This is a genomic window from Aquamicrobium terrae (assembly GCF_052978165.1).
Window position 1 is genome coordinate 829,259 of record NZ_JBRKLZ010000001.1, and the last position, 26,552, is coordinate 855,810.

27 protein-coding genes are annotated in these 26,552 nt (G+C 65.7%); 11 read left to right on the forward strand and 16 right to left on the reverse strand.

All coding sequences use genetic code 11. The features are described from left to right. Positions 1–25 precede the first annotated feature (25 nt). Positions 26–964, forward strand: a complete 939-nt coding sequence (locus ACVCNR_RS04155) for a transposase (protein ID WP_447073907.1) — start codon at positions 26–28, stop codon at positions 962–964. Between the two features lie 126 nt (positions 965–1,090). On the opposite strand, the gene ACVCNR_RS04160 is transcribed toward ACVCNR_RS04155, so the two are convergent. Then, positions 1,091–2,287 carry a sugar transferase gene (locus tag ACVCNR_RS04160; RefSeq protein WP_447073908.1) on the reverse strand — a complete coding sequence of 399 codons (1,197 nt, stop codon included), beginning with the start codon at positions 2,285–2,287 and terminating at the stop codon, positions 1,091–1,093. Between the two features lie 176 nt (positions 2,288–2,463). Here ACVCNR_RS04160 and ACVCNR_RS04165 point away from each other — a divergent pair, with 176 nt between their 5' ends. Together ACVCNR_RS04165 and ACVCNR_RS04170 are read left to right on the forward strand one after the other, a co-directional pair. Next, positions 2,464–2,901, forward strand: a complete 438-nt coding sequence (locus ACVCNR_RS04165; RefSeq protein ID WP_447073909.1) for a YqaA family protein — start codon at positions 2,464–2,466, stop codon at positions 2,899–2,901. 138 nt (positions 2,902–3,039) lie between these two features. Next, complete coding sequence (locus ACVCNR_RS04170; protein ID WP_447073910.1) at positions 3,040–3,894, forward strand: sulfite exporter TauE/SafE family protein; 855 nt, start codon at positions 3,040–3,042, stop codon at positions 3,892–3,894. A 23-nt stretch (positions 3,895–3,917) separates the two neighbouring features. Here ACVCNR_RS04170 and ACVCNR_RS04175 read toward each other — a convergent pair whose 3' ends face one another. Next, complete coding sequence (locus ACVCNR_RS04175) at positions 3,918–4,364, reverse strand: YcgN family cysteine cluster protein (protein ID WP_447073911.1); 447 nt, start codon at positions 4,362–4,364, stop codon at positions 3,918–3,920. A gap of 174 nt (positions 4,365–4,538) precedes the next feature. On the opposite strand from ACVCNR_RS04175, the gene ACVCNR_RS04180 reads away from it, so the two are divergent. After that, entirely contained in the window at positions 4,539–6,506 is a 1,968-nt protein-coding gene (locus ACVCNR_RS04180; protein ID WP_354199805.1) for an OmpA family protein, read from the forward strand. Positions 6,507–6,769: 263 nt separating this feature from the next. Here ACVCNR_RS04180 and ACVCNR_RS04185 read toward each other — a convergent pair whose 3' ends face one another. The 7 genes from ACVCNR_RS04185 to ACVCNR_RS04215 all read right to left on the reverse strand — a co-directional run bounded on the left by ACVCNR_RS04185 (position 6,770) and on the right by ACVCNR_RS04215 (position 11,339). After that, positions 6,770–7,162 carry a DUF1801 domain-containing protein gene (locus tag ACVCNR_RS04185; protein ID WP_447073912.1) on the reverse strand — a complete coding sequence of 131 codons (393 nt, stop codon included), beginning with the start codon at positions 7,160–7,162 and terminating at the stop codon, positions 6,770–6,772. Positions 7,163–7,292: 130 nt separating this feature from the next. Continuing rightward, positions 7,293–7,958 (reverse strand): CatB-related O-acetyltransferase, encoded by a 666-nt coding sequence (locus ACVCNR_RS04190; RefSeq protein ID WP_447073913.1) that lies wholly within the window; start codon positions 7,956–7,958, stop codon positions 7,293–7,295. Between the two features lie 197 nt (positions 7,959–8,155). Then, a complete protein-coding gene (locus ACVCNR_RS04195; RefSeq protein ID WP_447073914.1) occupies positions 8,156–9,022 on the reverse strand; it encodes an SDR family oxidoreductase in 867 nt (288 codons plus the stop codon). Between the two features lie 206 nt (positions 9,023–9,228). Next, positions 9,229–9,525 (reverse strand): DUF6958 family protein, encoded by a 297-nt coding sequence (locus ACVCNR_RS04200; protein ID WP_447073915.1) that lies wholly within the window; start codon positions 9,523–9,525, stop codon positions 9,229–9,231. Further along, positions 9,518–10,054 carry a GFA family protein gene (locus ACVCNR_RS04205; protein ID WP_447073916.1) on the reverse strand — a complete coding sequence of 179 codons (537 nt, stop codon included), beginning with the start codon at positions 10,052–10,054 and terminating at the stop codon, positions 9,518–9,520. Before ACVCNR_RS04205 ends, ACVCNR_RS04200 begins: the two co-directional genes overlap by 8 nt. Beyond that, the gene (locus ACVCNR_RS04210; protein ID WP_447073917.1) at positions 10,051–10,686 is read right to left on the reverse strand and encodes a TetR/AcrR family transcriptional regulator; all 636 of its coding nucleotides are present in this window, start codon (positions 10,684–10,686) and stop codon (positions 10,051–10,053) included. Before ACVCNR_RS04210 ends, ACVCNR_RS04205 begins: the two co-directional genes overlap by 4 nt. 224 nt (positions 10,687–10,910) lie before the next feature. After that, a complete protein-coding gene (locus ACVCNR_RS04215) occupies positions 10,911–11,339 on the reverse strand; it encodes a VOC family protein (RefSeq protein WP_447073918.1) in 429 nt (142 codons plus the stop codon). Positions 11,340–11,408: 69 nt separating this feature from the next. Between ACVCNR_RS04215 and ACVCNR_RS04220 the strand changes: the two genes are divergently transcribed. Continuing rightward, the gene (locus tag ACVCNR_RS04220; RefSeq protein ID WP_354199813.1) at positions 11,409–12,008 is read left to right on the forward strand and encodes a TetR/AcrR family transcriptional regulator; all 600 of its coding nucleotides are present in this window, start codon (positions 11,409–11,411) and stop codon (positions 12,006–12,008) included. Positions 12,009–12,132: 124 nt separating this feature from the next. Here the strand turns inward: ACVCNR_RS04220 and ACVCNR_RS04225 are convergent, their stop codons facing one another. Together ACVCNR_RS04225 and ACVCNR_RS04230 are read right to left on the reverse strand one after the other, a co-directional pair. Then, a complete protein-coding gene (locus ACVCNR_RS04225) occupies positions 12,133–12,423 on the reverse strand; it encodes an HlyU family transcriptional regulator (protein WP_354199814.1) in 291 nt (96 codons plus the stop codon). A gap of 195 nt (positions 12,424–12,618) precedes the next feature. After that, positions 12,619–12,912 carry a GYD domain-containing protein gene (locus ACVCNR_RS04230; RefSeq protein WP_354199815.1) on the reverse strand — a complete coding sequence of 98 codons (294 nt, stop codon included), beginning with the start codon at positions 12,910–12,912 and terminating at the stop codon, positions 12,619–12,621. Positions 12,913–13,202: 290 nt separating this feature from the next. On the opposite strand from ACVCNR_RS04230, the gene ACVCNR_RS04235 reads away from it, so the two are divergent. After that, positions 13,203–13,457: a DUF2798 domain-containing protein gene (locus ACVCNR_RS04235; protein ID WP_447073919.1), complete on the forward strand. Its 255-nt coding sequence runs from the start codon at positions 13,203–13,205 to the stop codon at positions 13,455–13,457. 54 nt (positions 13,458–13,511) lie between these two features. Here the strand turns inward: ACVCNR_RS04235 and ACVCNR_RS04240 are convergent, their stop codons facing one another. From ACVCNR_RS04240 to ACVCNR_RS04255, 4 genes are all read right to left on the reverse strand, one after another. Continuing rightward, the gene (locus ACVCNR_RS04240) at positions 13,512–14,126 is read right to left on the reverse strand and encodes a LysE family translocator (protein ID WP_447073920.1); all 615 of its coding nucleotides are present in this window, start codon (positions 14,124–14,126) and stop codon (positions 13,512–13,514) included. A 162-nt stretch (positions 14,127–14,288) separates the two neighbouring features. Next, entirely contained in the window at positions 14,289–16,298 is a 2,010-nt protein-coding gene (gene rpoD / locus ACVCNR_RS04245) for an RNA polymerase sigma factor RpoD (protein ID WP_447073921.1), read from the reverse strand. 365 nt (positions 16,299–16,663) lie between these two features. Beyond that, positions 16,664–18,628 (reverse strand): DNA primase, encoded by a 1,965-nt coding sequence (gene dnaG / locus ACVCNR_RS04250; RefSeq protein ID WP_447073922.1) that lies wholly within the window; start codon positions 18,626–18,628, stop codon positions 16,664–16,666. Between the two features lie 176 nt (positions 18,629–18,804). Next, positions 18,805–19,197 carry an RcnB family protein gene (locus ACVCNR_RS04255; protein ID WP_447073923.1) on the reverse strand — a complete coding sequence of 131 codons (393 nt, stop codon included), beginning with the start codon at positions 19,195–19,197 and terminating at the stop codon, positions 18,805–18,807. A 380-nt stretch (positions 19,198–19,577) separates the two neighbouring features. Between ACVCNR_RS04255 and ACVCNR_RS04260 the strand changes: the two genes are divergently transcribed. From ACVCNR_RS04260 to ACVCNR_RS04270, 3 genes are all read left to right on the forward strand, one after another. Next, on the forward strand, positions 19,578–21,242 hold the full coding sequence (locus ACVCNR_RS04260; protein WP_354199822.1) for a Na/Pi cotransporter family protein: 1,665 nt from the start codon (positions 19,578–19,580) through the stop codon (positions 21,240–21,242). A gap of 234 nt (positions 21,243–21,476) precedes the next feature. Beyond that, positions 21,477–21,941 carry an Rrf2 family transcriptional regulator gene (locus tag ACVCNR_RS04265; protein ID WP_447073924.1) on the forward strand — a complete coding sequence of 155 codons (465 nt, stop codon included), beginning with the start codon at positions 21,477–21,479 and terminating at the stop codon, positions 21,939–21,941. After that, positions 21,931–22,842 carry an NAD(P)/FAD-dependent oxidoreductase gene (locus tag ACVCNR_RS04270; protein WP_447073925.1) on the forward strand — a complete coding sequence of 304 codons (912 nt, stop codon included), beginning with the start codon at positions 21,931–21,933 and terminating at the stop codon, positions 22,840–22,842. Before ACVCNR_RS04265 ends, ACVCNR_RS04270 begins: the two co-directional genes overlap by 11 nt. Positions 22,843–23,142: 300 nt before the next feature. On the opposite strand, the gene ACVCNR_RS04275 is transcribed toward ACVCNR_RS04270, so the two are convergent. Beyond that, positions 23,143–23,592 (reverse strand): GatB/YqeY domain-containing protein, encoded by a 450-nt coding sequence (locus ACVCNR_RS04275; protein ID WP_447073926.1) that lies wholly within the window; start codon positions 23,590–23,592, stop codon positions 23,143–23,145. 248 nt (positions 23,593–23,840) lie between these two features. Between ACVCNR_RS04275 and carA the strand changes: the two genes are divergently transcribed. Both carA and ACVCNR_RS04285 read left to right on the forward strand, forming a co-directional pair. After that, positions 23,841–25,043 carry a glutamine-hydrolyzing carbamoyl-phosphate synthase small subunit gene (gene carA / locus ACVCNR_RS04280; RefSeq protein ID WP_447073927.1) on the forward strand — a complete coding sequence of 401 codons (1,203 nt, stop codon included), beginning with the start codon at positions 23,841–23,843 and terminating at the stop codon, positions 25,041–25,043. Positions 25,044–25,584: 541 nt separating this feature from the next. Then, positions 25,585–26,523: a transposase gene (locus ACVCNR_RS04285; protein ID WP_447073895.1), complete on the forward strand. Its 939-nt coding sequence runs from the start codon at positions 25,585–25,587 to the stop codon at positions 26,521–26,523. Positions 26,524–26,552 lie beyond the last annotated feature (29 nt).

Below are 26,552 nucleotides of genomic sequence, written 5' to 3' on the forward strand. Positions count from 1 at the left end.
GAAGCCTGCAAAGGATAGCACCGTCATGACCTTCCTGCACCATGCGCCCGTCCGCTGCCTCGGTGTCGATGTCGCCAGGGACCGGCTGGCCGTCGATGACGGCATCACGGCTGCGACTGTCGCCAACAGCCGCGCAGCCATCCGCTCGCTGCTCAGGACCAGCCGCCCCGATCTCGTCGTGTGCGAACCGACGGGCGGCTACGAGTTGCTGCTCCTGGAAGAGTGCCTGAGGGCCGGCATCGCCTGCCACCGCGCCGACACGCTCAGGCTCAAGGCCTTCATCCGCTCCTTCGGAACGCTGGGCAAAAGCGACGCCATCGACGCCGCGCAGATGGCCGCCTATGGACGCGAGCGCTGGACGAAGCTGCCCTTGTGGCAGGCGCCCGACGCCGACGAGACGCAGATGCAGGCCCTCGTGCGCCGAAGGGCCGACCTGGTCGCATTCAAGGTTGCCGAGCAGAACCGGTCACGGGCACCCGGTGCCAGGGCGATGGCCGCCTCGTTTCGGGCCATGCTCGCAACAATCACCCGGCAGATCGCGGCGCTCGAGCGGGCGATCGCCGCGCTGGTGGCGCAAAACGCGGGCCTGCGCCACCGCGTCGCCATCTGCACCGGCATGAACGGCATCGGCACGGTCAGCGCCGTGACGATCCTCGCCCTGATGCCCGAGCTCGGCCATCTCCAGCGCCGACAGGCCGCAGCGCTGGCCGGCACCGCCCCGCACCCCAACGAGAGCGGCACAGCAAGGGGCCGGCGACGCCAGCGCGGCGGCAGACCGCAGGTCAGGACCGCACTCTTCATGCCGGCCTTGCGCGCCGCTGCCGGACAAGGCGAGTTCGCCGCCTTCTACGCGCCCCTCATCGCCAACGGAAAACCACCGATCCTCGCAATCGCAGCGACCATGCGAAAGATCATCATAACCCTCAACGCAAGGCTCAGAGACAATCAAAACCATCAGAGTTGATGACGATGGAGTATTTGCCGGAGCAATTTAGGTCCGGAAAAACGTTCCTCATTCCCTGCTGGAACCTCCCCGTCTGCGGGAAGAGGGCAAGGATAAGGGTCCGTTTCCGGCAGAACCCGAAACGGCCTACCCCGCCGTCCGGTCGCCGCGACCGCGCCCCCGGGCAGTCGCCAGTATGATGCGCAAATCCAGCAGCAGCGATTGCAGGGCGCCGTAGCGCGCATCCCAGCGGGCCAGCCTTTCGGGATCGCTCATGTCGATGTCGTTGACCTGGGCAAGGCCGGTGATCCCGGGCTTCAGCTTCAGCACGCCGCACCGTCGGCGCGCCTCGACCAGTTGCCGCTGCACCGGAAGGCAGGGCCTCGGGCCGACAAGGCTCATCTCGTTGCGCAGGATGTTCCACACCTGCGGCAGTTCGTCGAGCTTCGTGCGGCGCAGGAAACGGCCGATATCGGTGATCGCCTCGCCCGAAACCTCGTGGGTTCCCGCCTGCACCGTACCGGTTTTCATGGTGCGGAACTTGTAGCAGGTGAACACCTCGCCGTTCCGGCCGACCCGCTTCTGGGCAAAGATGCCCGGGCCGGACGACTGGATGCGGACCAGCACCCACACCAGCAGCATCGCCCAGCCGAGCAGAACCGTCACCGCAGCGACGAATCCCAGATCGACCGCCCGCCGCAACACGCGGTAGGTCAGGTTCCGGCCCTGCCCGTCCGACAGGACGGTCTCCTCCTCCCGCTGCACCGCCGGTTCGATCAGGAAAGCGGCAAGGCGCGAAACATGCACGGTCGGCTTCAGCGCCGCCAGCAGCCGGAACGCCGGACGCGCCAGCCATCGCGGCAGCCTGTTCAGGAACGACAGCGCCCCGCTCCACCGGTCCCCATAGACCGCCGGCAGGTAGACGGTCTGCGTCTCGATGCCCTCCATGTCGGCCAGCAGCCGCGCCGCCTCGCGCTTGCTTTGCGCGTAAGGCCCGGCATTGCCCGGATCGAGGGCATGCACCGACGAGACATTGACGAAGCGGCCGATGCCCGCGCGCCGCGCGCTGCCGGCCACCTCCAGCAATTGCCGCACATTGACCTCGAAGAAGGTCTCGGCCGGCTCGTCGGCATCGTTGTTGACCACCGCCAGATGGACCAGAAGGTCGAAACCCGCGCCCTGTCGCTCGATCGCGTCATAGCCGCACACCGCAAGACCGGGGAAAAGCTGCGCAATCCGCTGCGGCTGGCGGCCGACCAGAAGCAGTTCCGCCCCGGCATCGGCCAGAAGCGGCACCAGTTGCCGGCCGACGAACCCGGTCGCTCCGGTGACGACCACCCTCACCCGGCTGGTCTCGCATAGAGCGGGATGCTGTCGAATGTCATGGTCGGGCTCCGGCCGTTTCCCTTGCTTGACCTGCTTCGCGGCTTGCCCGGTGCATGTCAAATCCGTTGGCGTTTGTCCACATGCCCCGATGCGTGCTAGCTGCCATGCCTCCATGCATCGAAGCCGGATACGCAATGCAGGATATCGCTGCTCTGGGCGGCCTTTTCGGCATCGCCTTCATCGCCGCCACCATTTTGCCGGCCCAGTCCGAGGCCGCGCTGGTGGGGCTGTTCATCGCCGGCAAATGGTCGCCGCTCTTGCTGGTCGCGGTGGCGAGCGCCGGCAATGTGCTGGGCGCTGTGGTCAACTGGGCGCTGGGGCGCGGTGTCGCCCGCTTCCGTCATCGACGCTGGTTCCCGGTCGGCGAACAGGCGCTGGAGCGGGCCACGCGCTGGTATCATCGCTGGGGCCGCTGGTCGCTGCTGCTGAGCTGGGCGCCGATCGGCGGCGATGCGCTGACCGTCGCCGCCGGCGTGCTGCGCGAGCCGCTGTGGAGCTTCCTTCTGCTGGTCACCCTTGCCAAGGCGGGCCGTTATCTGGTGCTTGCCGCCATCACGCTGGGCTTTCTGTAAGGCCACAGGGGCAATCGGCCGCCGGCAAGCTGGCGCCCGCGCAGGAAAAGGACTAAGAGCGGCACCGCAAGCAACTTCCTCACCTTCCCGCAAGGCACAGAGCCCCCAAAGGCATAAAGCAGCGACGACCGGAGCATCATGTTCGGCATTCCCAGCTATGAGATCGTGATGATGGCCGCGGCGATGCTCGGCGCGGGTGCGGTGACCGGCCTGCTGGCGGGCGTTTTCGGCGTCGGCGGCGGCTCCATCATGGTGCCGGTGCTCTACGAGTTCTTCCGCCTGCTCGGCGTGCCGGACGAGGTGCGCATGCCGTTGTGCATCGGCACCTCGCTGGCCATCATCGCCCCCACCTCCGTGCGCTCCTTCCGCGCCCACCACAAGAAGGGCGTCGTCGACCTGACGATCCTGAAGATATGGGCCGTTCCGGTGGTGGCCGGCGTCGTCGTCGGCGGCTTCATCGCCAGCTTCGCCTCGGAAAACCTGTTCAAGACGGTGTTCGTCGTGGTTTCCGGCATCTCCGCCCTGAAGCTTTTGACGGCGCGCGAAAGCTGGCGCTTCGGCAACGATCTGCCCGGCAGGGCCGCCATGCTCGTCTACGGCCTGGTGATCGGGCTGCTCTCGGCTCTGATGGGCGTCGGCGGCGGGCTGCTGTCCAGCATGTTCATGACCTTCTATGGCAGGCCGATCCATCAGGCCGTGGCCACCTCCTCGGGGCTCGGGCCGCTCATCGCCATCCCCGGCGTCATCTCCTATGTCCTCGCCGGCTGGGGCAAGGCCTCCCTCTATCCCGACGTCACCCTGCTCCAGATGCCTTACGCGCTGGGCTTCGTGTCGCTTCTGGGCCTGGTGCTGCTGTTTCCGGCCAGCATGCTGACCGCGCCGGTGGGCGCGCGCCTTGCCCATGCCCTGCCCAGGCGCAAGCTGGAAGTCGCCTTCGGCATCTTCATGCTTGTCGTGTCGGCGCGCTTCCTGTGGTCGATGTTCAATCCCTGACTACATCAGCGGCCTTCATCACATCAGGGCTCTTCCTCGAGCACATAGTCGAAATAGTCCTCCGGCTCCTGCAGGTCGCTTTCGCTCGCCCGCACCCGGCCGCGAACGGAGATGCCGGCCTCATGCACCGTCTCCGGGCTGCCGGAAACCAGCCGGTGCCACCAGTAGAGGTCGTGGCCCTCGGCCACCAGCCGGTAGGCGCAGGTGCTCGGCAGCCATGAAATGGTGCGCACGTTCTGCGGCGTGAGGCCGACGCAATCCGGCACGCGCGCGAGGCGGTGCTCGTAGTCGGCGCAGCGGCAGCTTTCCGCATCGAACAGGCGGCAGGCCACGCTGGTCCAGTAGATATCGCCCGTGTCCTCGTCCTCCAGCTTCGACAGGCAGCATTTGCCGCAGCCGTCGCACAGCGATTCCCACTCGGCCGCGCTCATGTCCTCGAGCGTCTTGGTTTTCCAGAAAGGCTTGTCCATGGGCCGCATGTGGCCCGTGCGGCAAGGAAGGTCAAGCGGGCCGGAAAATGGACACCTTCCTGCCACGCTTTCGACCGGCAATGGCCTTGAGCCCCGCTTAACCCTCTCGCGTCGGAACCAAATGCGGGACGGCAAGTTTCGACACGGATGGGACTCTACAAGGAGAGCGACAGGATGAAACTCCACCCTCGAATTCTGGCGGGAACCGCCCTTGGCCTGCTCATGGCCTCGGCCCCGCTGGCAGCGTTTCCCCTCACCGGACAGGACAATCTCGCGCCACGCGCATCCGGCAGCCCGCTGATTCTCGCGCAGGCCGAATGCGCCGAAGGCGAATCGGCGGAGGATTGCGCGGCACGCCAGCAGCGGGCCCCTGCCGAGGAGCGTTCGGCGCCGGAGCCAGAGGCAGCGCCCGCCGAGCCTGCTCCCGAGCCGCAAGCCGAACCGGAGCCGGCACCGGAGCCCGAACCTGAACCCGAGCCTGCTCCGGAACCGCAGGCGGAACAGCCTGCGCCAGAGCCGGAAGCCGCACCAGAGCCGGAGCCCGAGCAGCCGCAACAGGAAGAACCCGCGCCTCAGCCCGAGGCAGCTCCCGAGCCTGAAGCCGAGCCGGCGCCTGCCGAGGAGGCCGAGCCCCAGGCTGAGGAACCCCAGGCCGAGCAGCCCGCCCCGGAGGCAGAGCCGGCCCCTGAACCGGAAACCCGGCAGCCCGCGCCCGAGGAGCCGGCAGCCGAGGAGCCCGCCCCGAAACAACCGGCTCCTGAACAGTCCGCTCCCGAACAGCAGGAGCCCGAGCGGCGACAGCAGGAGAATCAGGCTCCCGCCGGCGAGCAGCCGCAGCAGCCTGCCGAGCCGGAGCAGCCGGCTACGCCCGAACAGCCTCAAGCTGAACAGCCTCAAGCTGAACAGCCGGCTGAAGGCGAAACCGCACCGGCCGCCCCGACCGAGGCGCCCATTCTCGACAGCCAGAAGGAGGCCCCGCAGCCTGCCCCTGCCGAGGATGGCCAGACTGCGCCTGCCGAAGGACAGCAGCCTGCACCCGCCGATGGGCAGCAGCCGGCCCCCGAAGGCCAGCCCGCGCCCGCCGAAGGCGGACAGCCGGCCCCGGCGCAGGAGGGTCAGGCACCGGCCCAGCAGCCGGCTCCGGCCGAAGCCGGGCCTCCGCCGACCGACGACCGCGCCGCGCAGCAGGCCATCGTGCCCGAAAGGATCCTGCCGGTGACCGAGGAAAAGGGCACCCGCCGCGAACGGGCACCCGATGAGCGCCGCCGCGAACGCCCGAGCGGGGTCGACGTGCTGCGCGAAATCGGCGACCGCGTCATCCTCCAGCTTGGCGGCCAGACCATCGTGGAGAGCAACGAGCGGCCGCGCATGACCCGTGGCGCCCGCGACGTCTATTACGAGGACCTGCCGCGCGGCCGCACCCGCGAGATCATCGTGCGCGAGAACGGCAGCCAGATCGTCACCATCCGCAACCGCAATGGCGACGTCATCCAGCGTTCGCGCATCACGCCGGACGGGCGCGAATACGTCCTCAACTATGTCGACGAGCGCTATTACGAAGACGTGCGCGAGTGGCGCGATCCCGGCGAGGACCTGCCGCCGATCCGCCTCACCATCCCGCGCGAGGACTATATCCTCGAATCGCGCCAGGTCAGCGACCCGGACGTGTATTACGAGTTCCTCGAACAGCCGCCGGTGGAGCGCATCCAGCGTCTCTATTCGGTCGACGAGGTGAAGCGCTCGGCCCGCGTGCGCGACATCGCCCGCCGCATCGACCTCGATACGCTCAACTTCGAGTTCGGTTCGGCCTCGATCGGCGACAGCGAGGTGGAGAAGCTGAGCGGCGTCGCCAGCGCCATCGAGAAGATGCTGGACAAGAACCCCGCCGAGACCTTCCTGATCGAAGGCCACACCGATGCGGTGGGCTCCGACCAGGCCAACCTCGCCCTGTCCGACCGCCGCGCCGAGGCGGTGGCGGAAGCGCTTTCCGGCGCCTTCGGCATCCCGCCGGAGAACCTGACCACGCAGGGCTATGGCGAGCAATATCTGAAGGTCAACACGGAAAAGCCGGAGCGTGAGAACCGGCGCGTGACGATCCGTCGGATCACCCCGCTTGTCGCCCCGGTGGCCAGCGCCAACTGACGCGAAGAACGGCGCCGCAACTCAAAACCATTGAATTGCGGCGCCGACTACCCAGATTCCATGCTAGGGTTCCCTGCCCTGTCCCGCTCCTGCGGGACCCGCGCCCCGCCGGCCACGCCGGCGGGGCGTTTTTTGGGAGGGCATGGATGCGAGAAGTCATTCCGGGTGGTCGATCGGCAAAATAACGGTAGCCGGCCCCGACTCGGTCATAGGGACCAGCTGTGGTGCGGGCAACCAGGACTGCCATCCGCTTGCCGCCGCCCTCACTTGAGGCGTTCCAGCTTTCCCTTTCGTTTAACGATGTTTTTGTAATCCCATTGGATGAGGCGGGATTCATCGAGCCATGACCGCAACCGATCGTGATCGATGTCAGCGGGCGTTACGAAGCGCTTCTCGGCGGCCTTGAACGTTCCTTCCACTTCCAGACCCGTGGTCGTGAACGACTGGCCACTCCAGAACAGCAAGCGAACGCAATGCTTCAGCTTGCTGTAGCCAACGATCGGGTTGCCCTCGAGGAACCAGACGGGATGGGCGTGCCAGATCTTGCTCTCCGCCTCCGGAAGTGCCTGGTCGATCTCCTGCCTGAGAGCATCGCAGATCAGTCTGTCATCCCCGCTCTGGGCGTTGTTGAAGGCCTCGATTGTCGCGTATGCCATGGCTACAGAGACTACATCGAAATTCCGGTTTGGACAAAAGCGACCCTGGATTTCGGCGACAGGCCGGAATGTCGGCTTTCGATCCCTTTTCCGTCATTGGCTTCCGCAAGCGGAATGACCGCATCTGGCTCTAGGCGGTCGTGCCTTGTTTTTGGTCGTACTCGTCCGAAGCAACGACGAGCGCTTCAATATCATTGGCGGCAATGAACGACTTCAAGGCATCGAACTTGGCTTCGTGCCATTTGTAGATATCGAGTTCGAGGAGCCTCTTGACCACATCTGCCGGAAAACGCTGGCGAATGGGAACAGCCGGGTTACCAGCGACAATGACATAAGGTGCGACATCTCTGGTGACGATAGCGCCGGAAGCCACCACCGCGCCTTCACCAATAGTGACGCCCGGCATGATCATCGCCCGCATTCCAATCCAAGCTCCATCGCCGAGAATGGTGTCGCCTTTGCCAATGTAGGCATCGAGAATAACCTCAGGAAACGGATAGAGGCTGAACCAGTCAGTCCGGTGCGTATGATTGCCGCCCATCAAGATAACAGCTTCCGCACCGATACATACGTAGTCGCCGATATAGAGTTGATCGATTGGCCACAGGGGTTCCCATGTCTTGAGGCTGTACGCATCTCCATAGTGATAGCGAACCACGCTCTCCTCGAATGAGCCTGTCCACGCGGCACTGTAATAGCTGTGTGTCCCACGGATATGAATGTTCGGATTTTTCACGGTCTCGTGCAGGAGCTCTACCTTTGACCAATGTTTGGACGGGGCGCGCTCTGGCATCATGGTACAATGACTTTCTATGGGCTGGCGGTACGAGTTAGATCAACGCCTTGAGGACGGGCCGCGGGTAACAAATCCTGTATGTCCTGAAAAGAACATCCCACCTTTTGAACGTGGGCGGATGACCGCTATTGGCGTCAAGCCGCCTTTAGCATCCGACTATCTGAATAACTGCTTTCCACCCCAAACCCGAACCGCCCCTACAGCATCCCCGCCAGCTTGGTGTCGCTGCGGGCGATCACCTCGTCGGGCAGGAAGAAGTCGGCCACCAGCGGTCCCTTGGCCCCCGGCGCATAGGTCGTGAAGTCGGTCACGCCTTCGGCCTTCAGCACTTCCTCGTCGATGTAGAAATTGCCGGTCGCCTCGCGCGCGGGGCGGTTGAAGATCGCATAGGCGGCATCAGCCATGATGTCGGGCGTGCGGCTCATCGAGGCCATCGTCTCGCCGCCGAGCACGTTGCGCACCGCCGCCGTGTCGATCGCCGTCAGCGGCCACAGCGAATTCACCGCAATGCCGTCCTTGGCGAATTCCGCGCTCATGCCCAGCGTGCACATAGACATGCCGAACTTGGCCATGGTGTAGGCGACGTGGTTCCTGAACCATTTCGCCTCCATGTCGAGCGGCGGGGCCAGGTTGAGGATATGCGGGTTCTGCGCCTTTTTCAGATGCGGGATGCACAGCTTCGACACGAGGAAGGTGCCGCGCGTGTTGATCTGGTGCATCAGGTCGAAGCGCTTCATGTCGGTTTCCAGCGTGCCGGTGAGCTGGATGGCGCTGGCGTTGTTGACGCAGATGTCGATGCCGCCGAACGTCTCGACCGTGCGGGCCACCGCGCTCGCCACCTGCTCCTCCTCGCGGATGTCGCACACCACCGGCAGCGCCTTGCCGCCGGCCGCGACGATCTCCTCGGCGGCCGTGTAGATGGTGCCGGGCAGCTTGGGGTGCGGATCGGCCGTCTTGGCGGCGATGGTGACGTTGGCCCCGTCGCGTGCGGCGCGCAGCGCGATCGCCAGCCCGATGCCGCGCGATCCGCCCGAAATGAACAGCGTCTTTCCCTTCAGGGACATGTCCGGCCTCCTCATTATGTGGAGCTTCGGACCGGGCCGGGTTTCGGCTTGCTCCGATGCTCGGTCAAGTGCTGGAGCGTCCGTTGTGCATCCGGATGAACGCACGGCGTTCCATGACCGATCCATGCCCGGATCGCCCGCCCCGCGCAAGCCCGCCGGGCAAAAAGTTACGTTTACGTAAGGTACGGAAGACCGGCGCTGCCCGCTTATCCGGTCCTGTAGAGATGAACCGGCTTTCGCGGTGCGCGCCGGATGACGCCCTTGGCCTCAAGGTCGAGTTGCACCGCCTTCAGCCACCATCCGGCCGTGCTTCCCTGCGGGAAAAGGGCCTCGGGCAGGCGGGGCAGCAGCGCCTCTTTTGCATCGGCCACCGTCAGCCCGGGCGCTTCGCCGGGCAGCACGGCCAGAAGGGCGTCGCCCATCGCCATGTATTTGGCGCGGTTGACGCGTTCGGTCCGGCCGGGCGTGGTGATGCTTTCGATTTCGATCTTGTCGTCAGGCATCGATCGTTCCCTTCACCGCGATTTTAGGATTTCGGAACCCCATGGCCACCCACGCCGCCAGAAGCCTGGTGAAGAACGACATCGTATGGGTCTTGGGGTTGGGAATGTCGTTTGGCAGGCGGGACCTGTCGGGCAGGTCGCCGGTCATGGTGCGCATCTCGGGCCTGGGCCGCGTCTCCTGCGGCCACAGATGCAGATAGACGCTCAGCCAGTGCGCGCCCTTCAGTTCGAGGAACATCGGCGTGTTGCAGCAAGCCGCCACGACGCGGCGCGAGCCGGCCCCGGCCGACAGGCGAAATTCGCCGAGATGCTCCTCACCGGCAACGATCCGCACCCGGTCCTTGCGGTATTCGGCGGCAGGCGTCCCGCCATAGCCGGTGAGCATGTTGCGGGCGCCGGGCAGCTTGGTCAGACGGTCCGCCGCCGCCCTGCAACTGTCGCACAGGCATTCCGAAACGAGGATCGGCCGCCCCGTCACTTCGAGGCGCGTGCGCCCACATGCGCAGCCGATCTGCGTGGTCCTGGTCATTTCGCGTGCTCCTCCGCGACGTGGAACAGATGCCGGATGTACCGGTCCAGATGGTCGAGGCTTTCGCGCGCCAGTTCGGGATCGTTTCCGGCCTTGGCCAGCACGAACCCGCCCTGCAACACGGCTTGCGTGTGCCGCGCCAGGCTTGCCGCCGTCCAGTCGCCGGCAATGCCGCGCTCGCGCCGCGCCGCCTCGATATCGGCCTCCAGCGTGGCGGTGTGGCCAAAGATGCTGCGGGCGCAGGCGTCACGAATGTCGGGCGAACTGGCATAGACCTCCTGCGCCATGGTGCCGACGAGGCAGGTGAACTCGGCGATCTCGCCCACGATGATCGCCTTGCGGAACGCGACATAGGCAAGAACCCGCTCAAGGGCGTCCGCCGGCTGGTGGTAAGGCGCGGCCTCGAAGAAGGCCGTCGTCTCCTCGGTCCAGAACTCGGCCGCCGCCACGCCCAGCGCGTCCTTGCTGACGAAATGGTGGAAGAACGCCCCCTTGGTGACGTCGGCCACCCGGCAAAGGTCGTCGACCGTGGCCGCCGCGTAGCCCTTGGCGCGAACAACGTCGCGTGCCGCCTCCAGAAGCCGGGTTCTGGCATTGCCGCGTTCGGGAGCGTGCTTGGTGGGTCTGGACATGCCTGATACATACCATACAGTTGGTATTTATCAAGCCTGTCGATTTCGCACCTCTCAAGGGCCCGAAGCGCGGCCCGGACAACCGCTGCACGCCTCATCCCTCGCCAGAACTTTCTCCGCGCCCATGGGCAAGGAATGCCGCCCGCAATGCTGACGCCTCCCCTCTCCCCGCTTGCGGGGAGAGAGTAAGGGTGAAGGGCCTGTTTCCGGCAAAACCTGATGATCTAGCCTGCCGCCGCGCCTTCTTCGTACTGCGCCAGGAATTCGGCCGAGGGCGGGATCGGCTTGATCACGTCGATCAGCACCCCGTTCGGGTCGGCGAAGATGAAATGGCGCTGGCCGAACGGTTCGTCGCGCAGGCTGCGCAGGATCGGCAGGCCGGCCGCCGCGATCCGCTCATGCACGGCATCGACGTCCTCCACCTCGAAATTGATCAGCAGCCCCTGCGCGCCCCTGCTCCGCGCCGCCTCCGGCACCGTGTCGTGGCCGGCGTCGACGATGCCCAGATTGACGCCTTCGTCCTCCTCCGATTGCAGATGGACATACCAGTCGCTCGAAAACAGCGGCCGGAAGCGCAGATGCTTCACATAGAAGTCCGCCGTGGCGGCAACGTCGCCGGTCATGAGGACCGGATAGTAGCTGGTCGTTTTCATGGCTTCCCTCTTGGCTTCAATTAACATACAGTCTGCATGTTTCTAACAATTAACATACAGGCTGCATGTATGCAACAGGAAAACGCCCGCCGTTCCAACCGCGAACGCACCGAGGCCACCCGCGCCGCGCTGATGGCGGCGGCGCGTGCCCTGTTCATCGAGAAATCCTATGCGGAAACGGCGACGCCGGAGATCGTCGCTGCGGCCGGCGTCACGCGCGGCGCGCTCTATCACCATTTCGCCGACAAGCAGGCCCTGTTCCGCGCCGTGGTCGAGCGCGAAGCGGCGGAAGTCGCGGCCGAGATCGAGCGGGCGACGCCGGATGCCGAAAATGCCCGGCAGGCCCTTCTGGACGGCGGCAGGGCCTTCCTGGCCGCCATGGCCACGCCTGGCCGCACCCGGTTGCTGCTGCTGGATGGACCGGCCGTGCTCGGCCGCGCCGCCATGGACGAGATCGACAACAGGCACGGCGCGCGCACATTGCGTGAAGGGCTGGAAGCAGCCATGCGCGAAGGCGCCATGAAACCGGCCCCGGTGGAAGCGCTGACCGCATTGCTGGCGGCCGCCTTCGACCGCGCCGCCCTGTCCATCGAAGCCGGCGCGGCGCAGGCCGATTTCATCGAAACGCTGGGCGTGGTGCTCGACGGGCTGTTCCTGCCGACGCCGTGACCTTCGCCCGGCCGCCTGTCCCCGGAGCAATTCCAGCAAAAGCGCGAAGCGATCTTCGCGTTCGAAATTGCGTCAAAACAAGGAGTTGGAGCGTTTCTGCGATTCGGAGAAAAGCGAAAATGCTCTAGTCGAAGATGCGCTCGCCCTGCTCGTCGACAAGCTGGATGCCCTTGCGGATCGACACCGTGGCCGCATCGTCGAGCCCGGGAAACCGGTCGGCGCGGATGAACTTGTGCTCCTTCACCACGCCGTCGATCTCCTTGGAGACGACGCCGCAGGTCTGGTACTGGCCGTCGGCCTTGTAGGGCATGGCAACGATGGTGAAGCCCTTGTGCTCGACCTGCTTGGCAGGCTCCGCCGGCTTCGCCGCTGCTTCCTGTCCGCCACCACCGAACAGCCGTTTCAGGAAAGACATTCGAACCTCATTCTCGGAGCATGTCTCCCCGACGCGGGAACCGGTTTCGGTCGAAGACATGCACAAAACAGCAAGCCAGGGCGCGACAGGCGAATCTGCAAGGCCGGAACGCGCTTTGGCCCGCGACCATAGACCCTATCCGTCCGCCAAGAAAGGCCGGCGACAGGCCATCGCGCCCCCTAGTCGAAAATGCCGTCACGCCAATGTGGCGATGATCTCGCGATAGGCGCCTTCGGGAAATGCCTTGAGCGTGCGCGAGCGCACATTGCCGCCCATGCCCAGCTGCATGGCAAAGCGCGCCGCCACGGCGTCGTCGGGCGCCTCGCACACCGCCACCATGTCGTATTCGCCCATGGTGAGGTAGAACGCCTTCATCTCCCCGCCCATCTCGGCCAGTTGCTTCTTGGCCGTATCGAGCCGCGACGGCGAATCGTGGACGCTCTTCACGCCGGCGTCCGTCCAGTTGAGCAGCATGATGTAAGTGGTCATCTGTCGCCTCCCTCCGGTGCCATGACGGGGGAAGACGGGTCCGGCAACCGGAATGAACCCGCCTGCCCTTCTTTCGATATGGCCCTCACAATATCGCAAACAGGCGCGGAGTTGCAAAAACACGCTTCCGCTCTGGAATTTTGCGAAGCATGCGGGTATAGGCATCGCGTGCGCCTCGGGCGCGCCGTAAGCGTGTGACGTCAGGCAACGCATCCACTCCCGGTCCTCCGGGCAACGCCGCAAGGCGATAGGATGCCATGCCCCGGACCGGCTTTTTCCAGGAAATTCTTATGTCTATCCAACGCACACGCCCCAGGCTGCCTGCGCGCTATGCGCCTTTGGTCACCCCGCTGGTTCTCTCCCTGCTGATGACCTTCATCGTGTCGCTGATCTCCACGCTGAAAGGGGTCGGCCTGCGGCCGGACTTCATGGCCGTCTGGGGGCCGGCATGGGGCCTGTCCTGGCTCGTCGCCTTCCCCACTCTGCTGCTTGTTCTGCCCATCGTGCGCCGCATCGTCGGCTGGATCTGCCAGCCGGTTCCCTGAGCGCTCGTTCTTCGGCCGCTGGCGGGCAGGGCCCCGCCGGCGGCACTCCGCCGCCTATTGCTGCTGTTGCAACGCCAGCCGCGCCCCCAGCGCCACGAAGGCGGCGGCGAAGGTGCGGCGCATCCACGCCATCACCCGCGGGCTGCCGATCACCCGGTCGCGCATCGCCGCCGCGCACAGGCCGTAGAGCAAGAAGATGAGGAAGGTGGCCAGCATGAAGATGGCCGACAGTTCCAGCATGCGGGCCAGCACATGTGCCTCGCCCGGCGCGATGAACTGCGGCAGGAAGGCCACGAAGAAGATCGACAGCTTCGGGTTGAGCAGGTTGATGAGGATGCCGTCGACCAGCACCTGGCGCACGCTGCGCGCATCCGCTCCCGCCTCGATCTTGAGCGCCCCGCGTTCGCGCAGGCTCTGCCAGGCCATGTAGATCAGGTAGGCGACGCCGGCATATTTCACGATCTCGAAGGCCAGCGCGCTGGCGTGCAGCAGCGCGGCAAGCCCGGTCAGCGCCGCCACCAGATGCGGCACGATGCCCAGCGTGCAGGCCAAGGCGGCCAGCACGCTGGCCCGCCCGCCCCGCGACAGCCCGGCCGCCAGCGTATAGACCACGCCCGTCCCCGGCGAGGCGACGATGATCAGCGTGGTCAGCAGGAATTCGATCGACATGGCCGGAAATCCTTCAGGTCCGCAAGGCAACAGGCCTGCGAACCATGTCCGCAAAATCCGGTTTTGACGACCCGGATTCGTCATGGCGGCGAAAAAATCCCTGTCCCACCAAGCAAAAGGCCGGGCAAACGCCCGGCCTTTTTTCATTTTTGGAACTTCGCTCTAGCTGTCGAGGAAGCTGCGCAGCTTGCGGCTGCGGCTCGGATGCTTGAGCTTGCGCAGCGCCTTGGCCTCGATCTGGCGGATACGCTCGCGCGTCACCGAGAACTGCTGGCCGACTTCCTCCAGCGTGTGGTCGGTGTTCATGCCGATGCCGAAGCGCATGCGCAGCACGCGCTCCTCGCGCGGGGTGAGCGAGGCGAGCACGCGCGTCGTCGTCTCGCGCAAATTCGCCTGGATCGCCGCGTCGATCGGCAGGATCGCGCCCTTGTCCTCGATGAAATCGCCGAGGTGCGAATCCTCCTCGTCGCCCACCGGGGTTTCGAGGCTGATCGGCTCCTTGGCGATCTTCAGCACCTTGCGCACCTTTTCCAGCGGCATGGCCAGCTTCTCGGCCAGTTCCTCCGGCGTCGGCTCGCGGCCGATCTCGTGCAGCATCTGGCGCGAGGTGCGCACGATCTTGTTGATCGTCTCGATCATGTGCACCGGAATGCGGATGGTTCTTGCCTGATCGGCGATCGAACGGGTGATCGCCTGCCGGATCCACCAGGTCGCATAGGTCGAGAACTTGTAGCCGCGCCGGTACTCGAACTTGTCGACCGCCTTCATCAGCCCGATATTGCCTTCCTGGATCAGGTCGAGGAACTGCAAACCGCGGTTGGTGTACTTCTTGGCGATGGAGATGACGAGGCGCAGGTTGGCCTCCACCATCTCCTTCTTGGCGATGGCCGCCTCGCGCTCGCCCTTCTGCACCTGGTTCACGATCTTGCGGAATTCCAGGATCGAGATCGCCGTTTCGGTGGCAAGGTTCTGGATCTCGGAGCGGATCTCCTTGATCGTCTCCTTCTCGTTCTGGTGGAATTCCTTCCAGCCGCGCGAGGTGAGGTTGGCGATCGAGCGGGTCCAGTTGGGGTCGAGCTCGGAACCCTGATATTCCTTCAGGAACTCCTCGCGGCGCACGCCGTAGCTTTCGGCCAGGCGCAGCAGCCTGCCCTCGTTCTGCACCAGCCGCTTGTTGATGTCGTAGAGTTGCTCGACCAGCGCCTCGATGCGGGCCTGGTTGAGCGACAGCGACTTCACCGCCTTGATGAGCTGGTCCTTCAGCTCCTTCAGGCGGCGGTCCTGGCTGGGCGACAGCGTGCCGGCGGCGGCCAGCCGGTTCTCGACCTGCTGGTCCTGCAGCTTGCGCAGCTTCTTGTAGGTATCGGCGATGACGTCGAGGGTTTCCATGACCTGCGGGCGCAGTTCCGCCTCCATGGCGGCCAGCGACAGGTTGGTCTCGTCCTCTTCCTCTTCGTCCTCCTCGCCGCGCGTCTCGCCGCCGACATTGGTGATGTCGTCGTCTTCGCTGCGGCCGCGGCGCGGCTTTTCCTCGGCCTTGGGCTTGGCCTCTTCTTCCGTGCGCTCCACCACCGGCGCCTGCTTGGCCTCGGGGCCGGCATAGGTGGCTTCGAGGTCGATGATCTCGCGCAGCAGGATCTTCGCTTCGTTCAGCTCGTCGCGCCAGATGATGATCGCCTGGAAGGTCAGCGGGCTTTCGCACAGGCCCGCGATCATCGTCTCGCGGCCGGCCTCGATGCGCTTGGCGATGGCGATTTCGCCCTCGCGCGACAGAAGCTCCACCGAGCCCATCTCGCGCAGATACATGCGCACGGGGTCGTCGGTGCGGTCGGTCGGCTCCTTCTTGGGCGTGGTGGCGACGGCCGTGCCGGTCTGCTCGGCAACCTCCTGCGGATCGTCCTCGGACTCCTCGCTCTCGTTGTCGTCGCCCTGCTCGTCGTCCTCGACGACGTTGATGCCCATGTCGGACAGCATCGCCATCGTGTCTTCGATCTGCTCGGAAGTGACCTCCTCGGACGGCAGAACCGCGTTCAGCTCATCCATGGTGACATAGCCGCGCTTCTTCGCGACCTTGATCATCTTCTTGACAGCATCGTCGGAAAGGTCGAGCAGCGGGCCGTCGGTTGCACCGTCGCGTTCGTTCTCGACCTCTTCCTTTTCCTTCGTCGCCATTCTTCTTCTGCCTCCAGACGGCTGCTCAAGCCGCGAAATCTAAGCCTGCTGCAAAATTGTGCGCGCCTGCTGAAACGACGCGTTCATCGCCACAGTTGCCGCAACTCTCGTTAAGCCTGGATTAACCCTGGTTTTCCATCGTGCCCCAGATTTTCACCGTGCAACAAGCGGCACTACCGCATCTGCGTTCTTTTCGTCGATGCCGGGTTGGGTTAACTGTAACTCGAATCGACCTGATTCCGTCATTCTACCGATAGGTCAAGCGCCTGTGGCATGATTCGCCCCAAAAAAGCGAATCAATTGCCCTCAAGCGCCCGATTCGGCCGCAAACAGCCAGGGCTGCCCACAGCCGGTCCTGCCGCCGGCTAACTTCTGCCGGCCCGACCCGACAATACGCCGAAGCCTTCGATCAGGGCCTCCGTCGCCTGCACATCCCGGAATTGCGCCTGAATTTCGACGAGGCGCCTGTAATTCTCATCTGTGGGGTCGCTGGCGAGCGCGGCCTCCGCCTGCTTCAGTTCCTTATGTAGAGTACGCGCACTGCGGTGCAAGTGCAGGGCCTGGGCGAAAGCGTCGCGGGCGTCGTCCAGCGCCGCACTTTCCAGCGCCGGCCATTGCCGCGTGCGCCGGATCAGCGCCTCCGCCCGCTCCCGGATGTCGGCGTGGCCGGCACGGCTGATCGCCTCGACCACCGCCTGCCGCTCGTTGGCCATGTCGTGGGCCAGCGCGTCGAGCAGCGCCGCATGCAGCTTGCGCAGGTCGCCATTGACAAGGTCGAGGAACTCGATGTGCTCGAAGAACTCGTCGATCAGCGCCGGGTGGTTGATCAGCGCCACCACGATGGTCGCCTCGCGCACCGTCATCACCTCGCCGCCGCGCTTGAGCAGCGCCGAACGCCCGAGGCTTTCGGTGATGGCGCTGCGCCCGGCCGCCCCGCCCTGCCGCGACCACTGGCCCGCGCCCTGATAGCCGCCGCCCTGGAAACCGCTGCCTTGCCCGCGCCGTCCGTTCTGCCCCTGCTGCCCCCCGGGCTGGCGCCTGCGCTGCGTGCCGAAGAAGCTCTGCACGCGTTCGCGCATTTCCTGATTGTAGTGGAAGCGCACGCTTTCGTCGCGGATGCGGCCGGTGAGTTCGCGCAGCGTCTTTTCCAGTTCGGCCCGCCGTTCGGGCGTATCGAACACGCCGCCGGAAGTCTCGCGCATCCACAGAAGGTCGGCCAGCGGCCGCGCCTCCGAAAGCACGGTCCGGAAAGCGTCGGCGCCGCCGTCGCGCACCAGGTCGTCCGGGTCCTTGCCATCGGGCAGCAGCGCGAAACGCGCCGTCTTGCCGGGCTCGATCATCGGCAGGATGAGATCGGCGGCGCGCCATGCGGCCTTCAGCCCGGCCCCGTCGCCGTCGAAGCACAGCACCGGCTCGCCGGTCATGCGCCACAAAAGCTCGAGCTGGTTTTCGGTCAGCGCCGTGCCCAACGGCGCCACCGCGTTCTCGAAACCCGCCTGCGCCAGCGCGATCACGTCCATATAGCCTTCGACGACCACCACCGTCTCGCCGCGCGCCACCGCCTTGCGGGCGCGGGCGAAATTGTAGAGCACGTTGCCCTTGTGGAAGAGTTCGGTTTCCGGCGAGTTCAGGTATTTGGCCAGCGCGTCGGGCGACATCGCCCGCCCGCCGAAGGCGATGGTGCGCCCGCGTGAATCCGGGATCGGGAACATGATGCGGTCGCGGAAACGGTCGTAGGAAACCGGCACGTCCTGCCCGTGCACGACCAGGCCGCAGGCCTCGATCTCCTCCTTGCCCACCCCGCGCGAGGCCAGAAATTCCTTCAGCGCGTTGCGGCTTTCGGGCGCATAGCCCAGACGGAACGACTGCTGGGTGGCCGGCGTCATCCCCCGGTCGCGCAGATAGGCGCGCGCCTTCGCCCCTTCCGCCGATTGCAGCCGCTCCTGGAAGAACGCCGTCGCCAGTTCCATGACGTCGGTCAGTTCGGCGCGCTGTTTCTCGCGCGCCTCGGCCTGCACGTCGCGCGCCGGCATCGGCACGCCGGCCATGTCGGCGATGCGCTCCACCGCCTCGGGGAAGCTCAACCCGTCCAGCTCGGTCAGGAACTTGAAATGGTCGCCGGAAACGCCGCAGCCGAAGCAATGGTAGCGGCCCTTGCGGTCCTCGCAGTGGAAGCTCGGCGATTTCTCGCCGTGGAACGGGCAGCACGCCCACCAGTCGCCCTTCGGCGCATTGGTCTTCTTGCGGTCCCACGTCACGCGCGCGCCGATCACCGATGAGATCGGCACCCGGTCACGTATCTCGTCGAGGAATGAGGGCGGAAAGCGCATCTGGGAAACTGCTCGTTTCCCCTCATATAGCCGTCCTTTGCGCTCAAGACGACTCTCGGCGCATCCCATACCCGGTATTCACAGGCCCCGGTATTCACAGGCCCCGGTATTCACTGGCAAGAAAATGAAAAGAGCGGCCCGAAAGCCGCCCTTTCCTTATTCCGCCATCCGCCCGCCTAGCGCGCGGCGATCACACCGGCGATCAGACCTGTCGCGAGGCCCACCAGCAGATAGTCGTTGTCGACCTTGATCCACTGCTGGCCGGGGGCCGGACGCTTCAGGCCATGGCGCCGGTAGTCCCGCACGGCCTGGTGACGGCGCCAGTCGGAGTAGCGCTGGCCGCGCTTCCACTGGTGGCGCTTGGCATACTGGTACTTCCTGGCCGTGTGGCGGTTGTCGTAGCGCTTGCTGTCGCGCCGGTTGTCATATTTGTGGGAGGGCTTCTTCCAGTCCACCTGGACCAGTTCGGCCTGCGCCGCCGCCGGCCTGTTGAGCGGCGCGGCCTGGCCTTGCAGGGAAGTCGCGGCCAGCATGGAGATGGCGAGGACCGAGAGAACGATGCGTTTCATGGAAGGCACTCCTGTGTTGTTCATGCCCAAAGGGATAGCGGCCACCGGATGAACCGAAACTGAACGGCTGCATTACAATTCCGTAATGGAATCCGTAGCTTATTCACCTGTATTGATTCACGCCCTGAAGCCGCCTCCTCCGCCCGCACCCCGCCGCGCGGCAACCGCCCCTCGGCGCCGGCCTTGCCTTGAGATGAACAAAAATTTGTTCCAAGAGCCTAGCGGGGCTGGACAATATTGGTTACCCGGCTAATATAAAAGCCCTTAACGGATATTCCCGCCATGAAGCTGATTCGCCCCTGCCCGCGCGCCGGTTGCGCGCCTTGTCCGATGCCGTCGCGTCGTCGCGTCACGGCTGCTGCCCGCGCGGGAGCGCCTGCATGACCGGGTCGGTGGTCCTCGTCCATCTGGCCGGCGCCGTGGCGCTGATGCTCTATGCCACCCGTCTCGTGAAGACCGGCGTCGAGCGCGCCTATGGCGATGTGCTGCGCCATAAATTGCGCGCCACCTTGCAGAACCCGATCATGGCGGTTCTGGCCGGCACCGGCCTCGCCATTGCCCTGCAAAGCTCCACCGCCGTCACCCTTCTGGTCGGCTCCTTCGCCGGCGCCGGCATCGTGTCCGGCCTCGCCGGCCAGCTGGCCGTGCGCGGCGCCGAGATCGGCTCGGCGCTGGTGGCCAAGCTTTTGACCTACGATCTGACCCTGCTGGTGCCGCTCTGCCTCATCATCGGCACTTTCCTGTTCATGGCCACGGAAAGCCGGGACTGGCGCCAGAAGGGCCGCATCCTGGTCGGCGTCGGCCTGCTCATCCTGTCGCTGGAGATGATCGGCCACGCATCGGAACCGCTGCGCGAAAGCGAGCTGATGCCGATGATCATCAACTATTTCTCCAGCGATCCCATCACCGCCTATCTGCTGGCGGCGCTCATCACCTGGCTGTTCCAGTCCTCCATCGCCGCCGTGCTTCTGATGGCGACCATGGCCGGGCGCGGCCTCATCACCCCGGAACTGGGCGTGGTGCTGGTGCTGGGCGTCAATCTCGGCTCCTCGATCATCGCCCCCATGCTCACCCGCAATTCCGACCCCGGCGTGCGCATCGTGCCGATCGGCAACCTTTTGATGCGCGGCATGGGCTCCATCGTCATGCTGGCGCTGGTGATGATCTTCAAGCCGCAGATCGGTTTCCTCGGCGCCACCGCCTCGGACCAGATCGTCAACGCCCACATCCTGTTCAACGTCATCATCCTGATCGCCGGCCTGCCGCTCGCCGGCCTCGTCTACCGCGCCTCGGAAAAGATCGTGGCGCTGGGCGCCAAGCCGGAGCCGGCCGAATCCCTGCAGGTGGCCGAATTGTCGGCCCTGTCGGAATCGGCGCTGTCCAGCCCGCCGCAGGCCCTCGCCAACGCCACGCGCGAGGTGGTGCGGGTGTGCGAGACCGTGGAGATCATGCTCAAACGCATCATCGAGCTGTACGAGAGCGCCGACGAGGACAAGATCAACGCGCTGGCCGCGCTCGACGACCGGGTCGACGAACGCCACGCCGCCATCAAGATCTATCTGGCCAGGCTCACCCGCAATTCGCTCACCGAGGATCAGGCCCTGCGCTGCCAGGAACTGATCGGCGCCTGCGTCAAGCTCGAACAGGTGGGCGACATCATCGTGCGCAACATGCTCGTCCATGTCCGCAAGAAGCTGGCGCTGGGGCTGGAGTTCACGCCGGAGGGCTGGCAGGAGCTGACCTCCTTCCACGCCTCCGTGCTCGCCAATGCCCGCCTCGCCTTCAACGTGCTGGTGTCGCGCGATGCCGAGACGGCGCGCCAGCTCGTGCTGGAGAAGGACCGCCTGCGCGACCTCGAGAAGGAAACCAGCCAGAAGCATTTCCTGCGCCTGCGCGACGGCACGCCGAAGTCGATCGAGACCAGCTCGATCCACCTCGACACCATCCGCGACCTCAAGCAGATCAACTCGCTGCTCGCTTCCATGGCCTATCCGGTGCTGGAGGAGCAGGGCCTGCTGCGCGGCTCGCGCCTGAAGGCAAGCTGAGGCATCCCTGATCCGGGCCGGGAAAATCCCGCCCTCGCCTGAAAAAGAACCGCCTGCATCTGTGAGGATACAGGGCGGTTCATTGCATGGTGCCGGGCTTGGTGGCGGCGGGCACGAACCATCCAGAGGCGCAGCCCAGCAAAAACAAGCGCTTGACGCACAAATTCTGAATCAGTTTGGAAACTGGCAGCCAAGTCCTTGACGCGCGTCCAATCACGCAACATATAAAGTTACATGAAAAGAGACAGCAGACTGTCGGGCGTGCTGCACGTCCTGTTGCACATGGCCGAATACAGGGAGCCGGTCACCTCCGAGGTGCTGGCGCGGGCCATGCACACCAATCCCGTCGTCATCCGCCGCATCATGGCTGGCCTGCGCGAAGAGGGCTATGTGCACTCGGAAAAGGGCCATGGCGGCGGCTGGACGCTGGCCTGCGACCTCTCCCGCGTCACCTTGCGCGATGTCTACGACGCACTCGGCCAGCCGGCGCTTCTCGCCATGGGCAACCGCACCGAAACGCCCGGCTGCCTTGTCGAGCAGGCCGTCAACGCCGCCCTCGGCGCGGCCTTCGACGACGCCGAGGCCCGCCTGCTCGCCCGCTTTGGCGAAGTGACCCTCGCCATGCTCAGCGAAGATTTCCACCGCCGCTTCGCCTCCCGCGGCGGCGACCACGATCTGGAGACCGTTCATGCACAATGACGCCCCCAACACCTACGACGCGATCGTCATCGGCGGCAGCTTTGCCGGCCTGTCCGCCGCCACCTATATCGCCCGCGCCCGCCGCTCCGTCTGCATCGTCGATGCCGGCCTGCCACGCAACCGCTTCGCCGCGCATTCGCACGGCTTCCTTGCGCAGGATGGCAGCGATCCGGCCGTCATCCTCGCCACGGCCCGCAGCCAGGTCCGGGCCTATCCCACGGCGCGCTTCGTCGCCTCGCGCGCCACCGACGCGCAGGCGCGGGACCATGGCTTCACGGTTGCTCTGGCCGACGGCGAAACGCTCCATGCCGGCCGGGTGGTGCTGGCCTTCGGCCTTTCCGACGATCTGCCGGCGATTCCGGGCCTTGCCGAGCGCTGGGGCGCGTCGGTCATCCATTGCCCCTATTGCCACGGCTACGAGTTTTCGGACCGGCGTCTGGGCGTGCTCGCCTCCACGCCCATGTCCGTGCATCAGGCCATGCTGGTGGCCGAATGGGGCCCGACCACCTTCTATCTCAACGGCCAGCCGGCCCCGGAAGCGAGCCAGCTTGCCGAGCTGGAAAGGCGCGGCGTTGCCATCGAGCCGGCCGCCGTCACCGCCCTGCACGGCGATCTGCCCCGCCTTTCGGCCATCGAACTGGCGGATGGCCGCGTGGAGCCGCTCGATGCGCTCTATGTCGGCCCGCGCACCCGCTTCAACAGCGATATCGCCGAACAGCTCGGCTGCGCGCTGGAGGAGCACGCGGCCGGCGCCTTCGTCCGCACGGATTCGCTCAAGGAAACCACCGTGCCCGGCGTCTACGCCGCCGGCGACATCGCCCGCGGCGCCCACTCCGTGGCATGGGCCTGCGCCGACGGCGTCACCGCCGGCGTGGCCGTGCACCGGTCACTGATCTTTTAGAGCTTTTCCGGTTCAGGCAGGCCTGCCCCTCATCTCCCCGCCGGGACCACCGCTAACCCCTCCCACAAAGGAGAGAGACGCCGACGCTGCCGTGTCGCCCGAAACCAGCACGTCGGTGGCCGTGGCATCGGCGCAAAGTTCCCCTCCCCCTTGTGGGGAGGGGTTAGGGGTGGGGGTCCCCGACTGTCGAGGTCGAGGAAAATTCCCCATGCGACAGCCTGTCGTGAACGGGTGGGTGCCACCCGCGACGCCGACGCCCCCTTTCCCCGCAGGCGCAGGGAAATGGCAAGAGGAAAGAGACTAACCCAGCAGGCCCTTCACCACGCCGCTGGCGCGGCCGAAATCCATCTGGCCGGCATATTTCTCGCGCAGCGCGGCCATCACCTTGCCCATGTCCTTGACGCCCGCCGCCCCCGTCTCGGCGATGGCGGCGCGGATGGCGGCATCGGTTTCGGCCGCGTCCATCTGCTTGGGCATGAAGTCGCGGATCACCACGATCTCCTCGCGCTCCTTCGCCGCCAGTTCCGGCCGGGCGCCATCGTCGAAGGCCTTGGCCGAATCCTCGCGCTGCTTCACCATCTTGGCCAGAAGCTGGGCGATCTCGTCGTCGGTGGCCGCTTCCTTGCCCGCGCCGCGATTGGCGATGTCGCGATCCTTGATCGCCGCCTGGATCAGCCGCAGCGTGGAAAGGCGCGACTTGTCGCCCGCCCGCATCGCAGTCTTCACTTCCTCGGTCAGCCGTTCGCGCATGATGTCGTCTCCTTGATGGGTCCAGATAAAGCATGTGGCCGGCGGCTGGAAGCGGGTTTGCCATAAAACCTGCGGCAACTTCCCGCGCGGTGTTGACCGGGCCGGCCGCTTCCCCTATTTCGTGGGCCTTAGCATGAACTGAGCACTAAGTGCGCGGAGGTCGCGAAGGTTCGCCGCCCCGTGCCTTTTGCCGCGGATGGACGGCCTTGCGGCCGTGTGCCCGCGCAACTTCACGATGGAGCGCCGCCATGGCCAGCACTGCCCCCTGGGTTTCGGAAAAGCCGACCGCCCTGCTCGTCCTCGCCGACGGAACGGTGATCGAAGGACGCGGCCTCGGCGCCACCGGACAGGCGGTCGGCGAAGTGTGCTTCAACACCGCGCTCACCGGCTATCAGGAAATCCTCACCGATCCGTCCTATGCCGGCCAGATCGTCACCTTCACCTTCCCCCACATCGGCAATGTCGGCGTCAACGACGAGGATGAGGAAAGCCTGGCCCCGGCCGCCCGCGCCGGTGCCGTCGGCGCCATCTTCAAGGCCGACATCTCCACCCCGTCCAACTACCGCGCCTCCGGCGGCCTCAACGAGTGGCTGAAGAAGCGCGGCATCGTGGCCATGTCCGGCATCGACACCCGCGCGCTCACCGCGCTGCTGCGCGAAAAGGGCGTGGCCGACGCCGTCATCGCCCATGCGCCGGACGGCGATTTCGACGTCGAGGCGCTCAAGAAGCAAGCCGCCGGCTGGTCCGGCCTCGTCGGACTCGACCTAGCGAAGGACGTCACCAGCGGCCAGTCGAGCCTGTGGCAGGAAACGCCGTGGGTGTGGGACGAAGGCTATGGCGAGCAGGACGAGCCTTCCATGCACATCGTCGCCGTCGATTTCGGCGTCAAGCGCAACATTCTGCGCCTGCTGGCCGGGCTCGGCGCCAGGGTCACGGTGGTGCCCGCCACCGCCTCGGCCGAGGATATCCTCGCCCTCAAGCCCGACGGCATCTTCCTGTCCAACGGCCCGGGCGACCCGGCCGCCACCGGCGAATACGCCGTGCCGACGCTGCGCGAACTGCTCAAGACCGACATTCCGATCTTCGGCATCTGCCTCGGCCACCAGATTCTGGCGCTCGCCACCGGCGGCAACACGGTCAAGATGCATCAGGGCCATCACGGCGCCAACCATCCGGTGAAGGATCACACCACCGGCAAGGTCGAGATCGTGTCGATGAACCACGGCTTCGCGGTCGACACCGCCTCGCTGCCGGAGGGTGTGACCGAAACCCATGTCTCGCTGTTCGACGGCTCGAACTGCGGCATCACGCTGGTCGGCAAGCCGGTGTTCTCGGTGCAGCACCACCCCGAAGCCTCGCCCGGCTCGCAGGATTCGCACTATCTGTTCCGCCGCTTCGCCAACCTCATCCGCGCGCGCAAGGGCGAGCCGGCATTGGCCGAGCGGGCCTGATCCCGCCCGCCCGTCTTCCCACTAGAGCGCGTCGCGATCTTTCAGATTCGCTCCGTACGCTCCAACTTGTTGTTTTTACGCATGTCGTTATCCCGAAACCGGTTCCCGCTTTCGGGCGACCTGCTTTGAACGGCAGGCTCAACGTATCGGCTGCTCCGTGGACTTGAAGCGCTTGTTATCTCGTCATCCCGGCCAAGGGAGCGTCAGCGACCGCGAGCCGGGATCCACGCCGGTCGGATGACGCTCGGCCGCTGGCTGGTCTTGCCGGCAAGGTCACGGAACGGATCCCGGACAGCCTGCCTTCGCTCCGCTGCGGCAGGCTTCCGGGATTGTTTGATCGATATCGGGTAGGTTGAGCAGCGAGGCTGCGGGCCTGCAAACCCGCAGCCTCGGCGGCAGGCGACCGGTTCCGGGATCGGGCCGACACCCGACGTCATCAAGGTCTCTGCCGCCTTTGCACCCCCGCTTGGAGAGTTGATCGGGCCTCTGGCACACCACCACGCCCGCAAACAATCCGAAGCCTGCAAAGGATAGCACCGTCATGACCTTCCTGCACCATGCGCCCGTCCGCTGCCTCGGTGTCGATGTCGCCAGGGACCGGCTGGCCGTCGATGACGGCATCACGGCTGCGACTGTCGCCAACAGCCGCGCAGCCATCCGCTCGCTGCTCAGGACCAGCCGCCCCGATCTCGTCGTGTGCGAACCGACGGGCGGCTACGAGTTGCTGCTCCTGGAAGAGTGCCTGAGGGCCGGCATCGCCTGCCACCGCGCCGACACGCTCAGGCTCAAGGCCTTCATCCGCTCCTTCGGAACGCTGGGCAAAAGCGACGCCATCGACGCCGCGCAGATGGCCGCCTATGGACGCGAGCGCTGGACGAAGCTGCCCTTGTGGCAGGCGCCCGACGCCGACGAGAAGCAGATGCAGGCCCTCGTGCGCCGAAGGGCCGACCTGGTCGCATTCAAGGTTGCCGAGCAGAACCGGTCACGGGCACCCGGTGCCAGGGCGATGGCCGCCTCGTTTCGGGCCATGCTCGCAACAATCACCCGGCAGATCGCGGCGCTCGAGCGGGCGATCGCCGCGCTGGTGGCGCAAAACGCGGGCCTGCGCCACCGCGTCGCCATCTGCACCGGCATGAACGGCATCGGCACGGTCAGCGCCGTGACGATCCTCGCCCTGATGCCCGAGCTCGGCCATCTCCAGCGCCGACAGGCCGCAGCGCTGGCCGGCACCGCCCCGCACCCCAACGAGAGCGGCACAGCAAGGGGCCGGCGACGCCAGCGCGGCGGCAGACCGCAGGTCAGGACCGCACTCTTCATGCCGGCCTTGCGCGCCGCTGCCGGACAAGGCGAGTTCGCCGCCTTCTACGCGCGCCTCATCGCCAACGGAAAACCACCGATCCTCGCAATCGCAGCGACCATGCGAAAGATCATCATAACCCTCAACGCAAGGCTCAGAGACAATCAAAACCATCAGAGTTGATGACGATGGAGTATTTGCCGGAGCAATTT

What these genes read in the sequence shown, in the direction of transcription:
- ACVCNR_RS04230 (WP_354199815.1), bottom strand. Translation starts at nt 12,912, where the DNA reads ATGACCACTTACATCATGCTGCTCAACTGGACGGACGCCGGCGTGAAG.
- ACVCNR_RS04210 (WP_447073917.1), bottom strand. Translation starts at nt 10,686, where the DNA reads ATGTCCAGACCCACCAAGCACGCTCCCGAACGCGGCAATGCCAGAACC.
- ACVCNR_RS04200 (WP_447073915.1), bottom strand. Translation starts at nt 9,525, where the DNA reads ATGCCTGACGACAAGATCGAAATCGAAAGCATCACCACGCCCGGCCGG.
- dnaG (WP_447073922.1), bottom strand. Translation starts at nt 18,628, where the DNA reads ATGCGCTTTCCGCCCTCATTCCTCGACGAGATACGTGACCGGGTGCCG.
- ACVCNR_RS04260 (WP_354199822.1), top strand. Translation starts at nt 19,578, where the DNA reads ATGACCGGGTCGGTGGTCCTCGTCCATCTGGCCGGCGCCGTGGCGCTG.
- ACVCNR_RS04235 (WP_447073919.1), top strand. Translation starts at nt 13,203, where the DNA reads ATGTCTATCCAACGCACACGCCCCAGGCTGCCTGCGCGCTATGCGCCT.
- ACVCNR_RS04175 (WP_447073911.1), bottom strand. Translation starts at nt 4,364, where the DNA reads ATGGACAAGCCTTTCTGGAAAACCAAGACGCTCGAGGACATGAGCGCG.
- ACVCNR_RS04195 (WP_447073914.1), bottom strand. Translation starts at nt 9,022, where the DNA reads ATGTCCCTGAAGGGAAAGACGCTGTTCATTTCGGGCGGATCGCGCGGC.
- ACVCNR_RS04170 (WP_447073910.1), top strand. Translation starts at nt 3,040, where the DNA reads ATGTTCGGCATTCCCAGCTATGAGATCGTGATGATGGCCGCGGCGATG.
- ACVCNR_RS04255 (WP_447073923.1), bottom strand. Translation starts at nt 19,197, where the DNA reads ATGAAACGCATCGTTCTCTCGGTCCTCGCCATCTCCATGCTGGCCGCG.
- ACVCNR_RS04180 (WP_354199805.1), top strand. Translation starts at nt 4,539, where the DNA reads ATGAAACTCCACCCTCGAATTCTGGCGGGAACCGCCCTTGGCCTGCTC.
- ACVCNR_RS04165 (WP_447073909.1), top strand. Translation starts at nt 2,464, where the DNA reads ATGCAGGATATCGCTGCTCTGGGCGGCCTTTTCGGCATCGCCTTCATC.
- ACVCNR_RS04190 (WP_447073913.1), bottom strand. Translation starts at nt 7,958, where the DNA reads ATGATGCCAGAGCGCGCCCCGTCCAAACATTGGTCAAAGGTAGAGCTC.
- ACVCNR_RS04240 (WP_447073920.1), bottom strand. Translation starts at nt 14,126, where the DNA reads ATGTCGATCGAATTCCTGCTGACCACGCTGATCATCGTCGCCTCGCCG.
- ACVCNR_RS04215 (WP_447073918.1), bottom strand. Translation starts at nt 11,339, where the DNA reads ATGAAAACGACCAGCTACTATCCGGTCCTCATGACCGGCGACGTTGCC.
- ACVCNR_RS04225 (WP_354199814.1), bottom strand. Translation starts at nt 12,423, where the DNA reads ATGTCTTTCCTGAAACGGCTGTTCGGTGGTGGCGGACAGGAAGCAGCG.
- ACVCNR_RS04220 (WP_354199813.1), top strand. Translation starts at nt 11,409, where the DNA reads ATGCAACAGGAAAACGCCCGCCGTTCCAACCGCGAACGCACCGAGGCC.
- ACVCNR_RS04155 (WP_447073907.1), top strand. Translation starts at nt 26, where the DNA reads ATGACCTTCCTGCACCATGCGCCCGTCCGCTGCCTCGGTGTCGATGTC.
- ACVCNR_RS04185 (WP_447073912.1), bottom strand. Translation starts at nt 7,162, where the DNA reads ATGGCATACGCGACAATCGAGGCCTTCAACAACGCCCAGAGCGGGGAT.
- ACVCNR_RS04265 (WP_447073924.1), top strand. Translation starts at nt 21,477, where the DNA reads ATGAAAAGAGACAGCAGACTGTCGGGCGTGCTGCACGTCCTGTTGCAC.
- ACVCNR_RS04285 (WP_447073895.1), top strand. Translation starts at nt 25,585, where the DNA reads ATGACCTTCCTGCACCATGCGCCCGTCCGCTGCCTCGGTGTCGATGTC.
- rpoD (WP_447073921.1), bottom strand. Translation starts at nt 16,298, where the DNA reads ATGGCGACGAAGGAAAAGGAAGAGGTCGAGAACGAACGCGACGGTGCA.
- carA (WP_447073927.1), top strand. Translation starts at nt 23,841, where the DNA reads ATGGCCAGCACTGCCCCCTGGGTTTCGGAAAAGCCGACCGCCCTGCTC.
- ACVCNR_RS04205 (WP_447073916.1), bottom strand. Translation starts at nt 10,054, where the DNA reads ATGACCAGGACCACGCAGATCGGCTGCGCATGTGGGCGCACGCGCCTC.
- ACVCNR_RS04275 (WP_447073926.1), bottom strand. Translation starts at nt 23,592, where the DNA reads ATGCGCGAACGGCTGACCGAGGAAGTGAAGACTGCGATGCGGGCGGGC.
- ACVCNR_RS04270 (WP_447073925.1), top strand. Translation starts at nt 21,931, where the DNA reads ATGCACAATGACGCCCCCAACACCTACGACGCGATCGTCATCGGCGGC.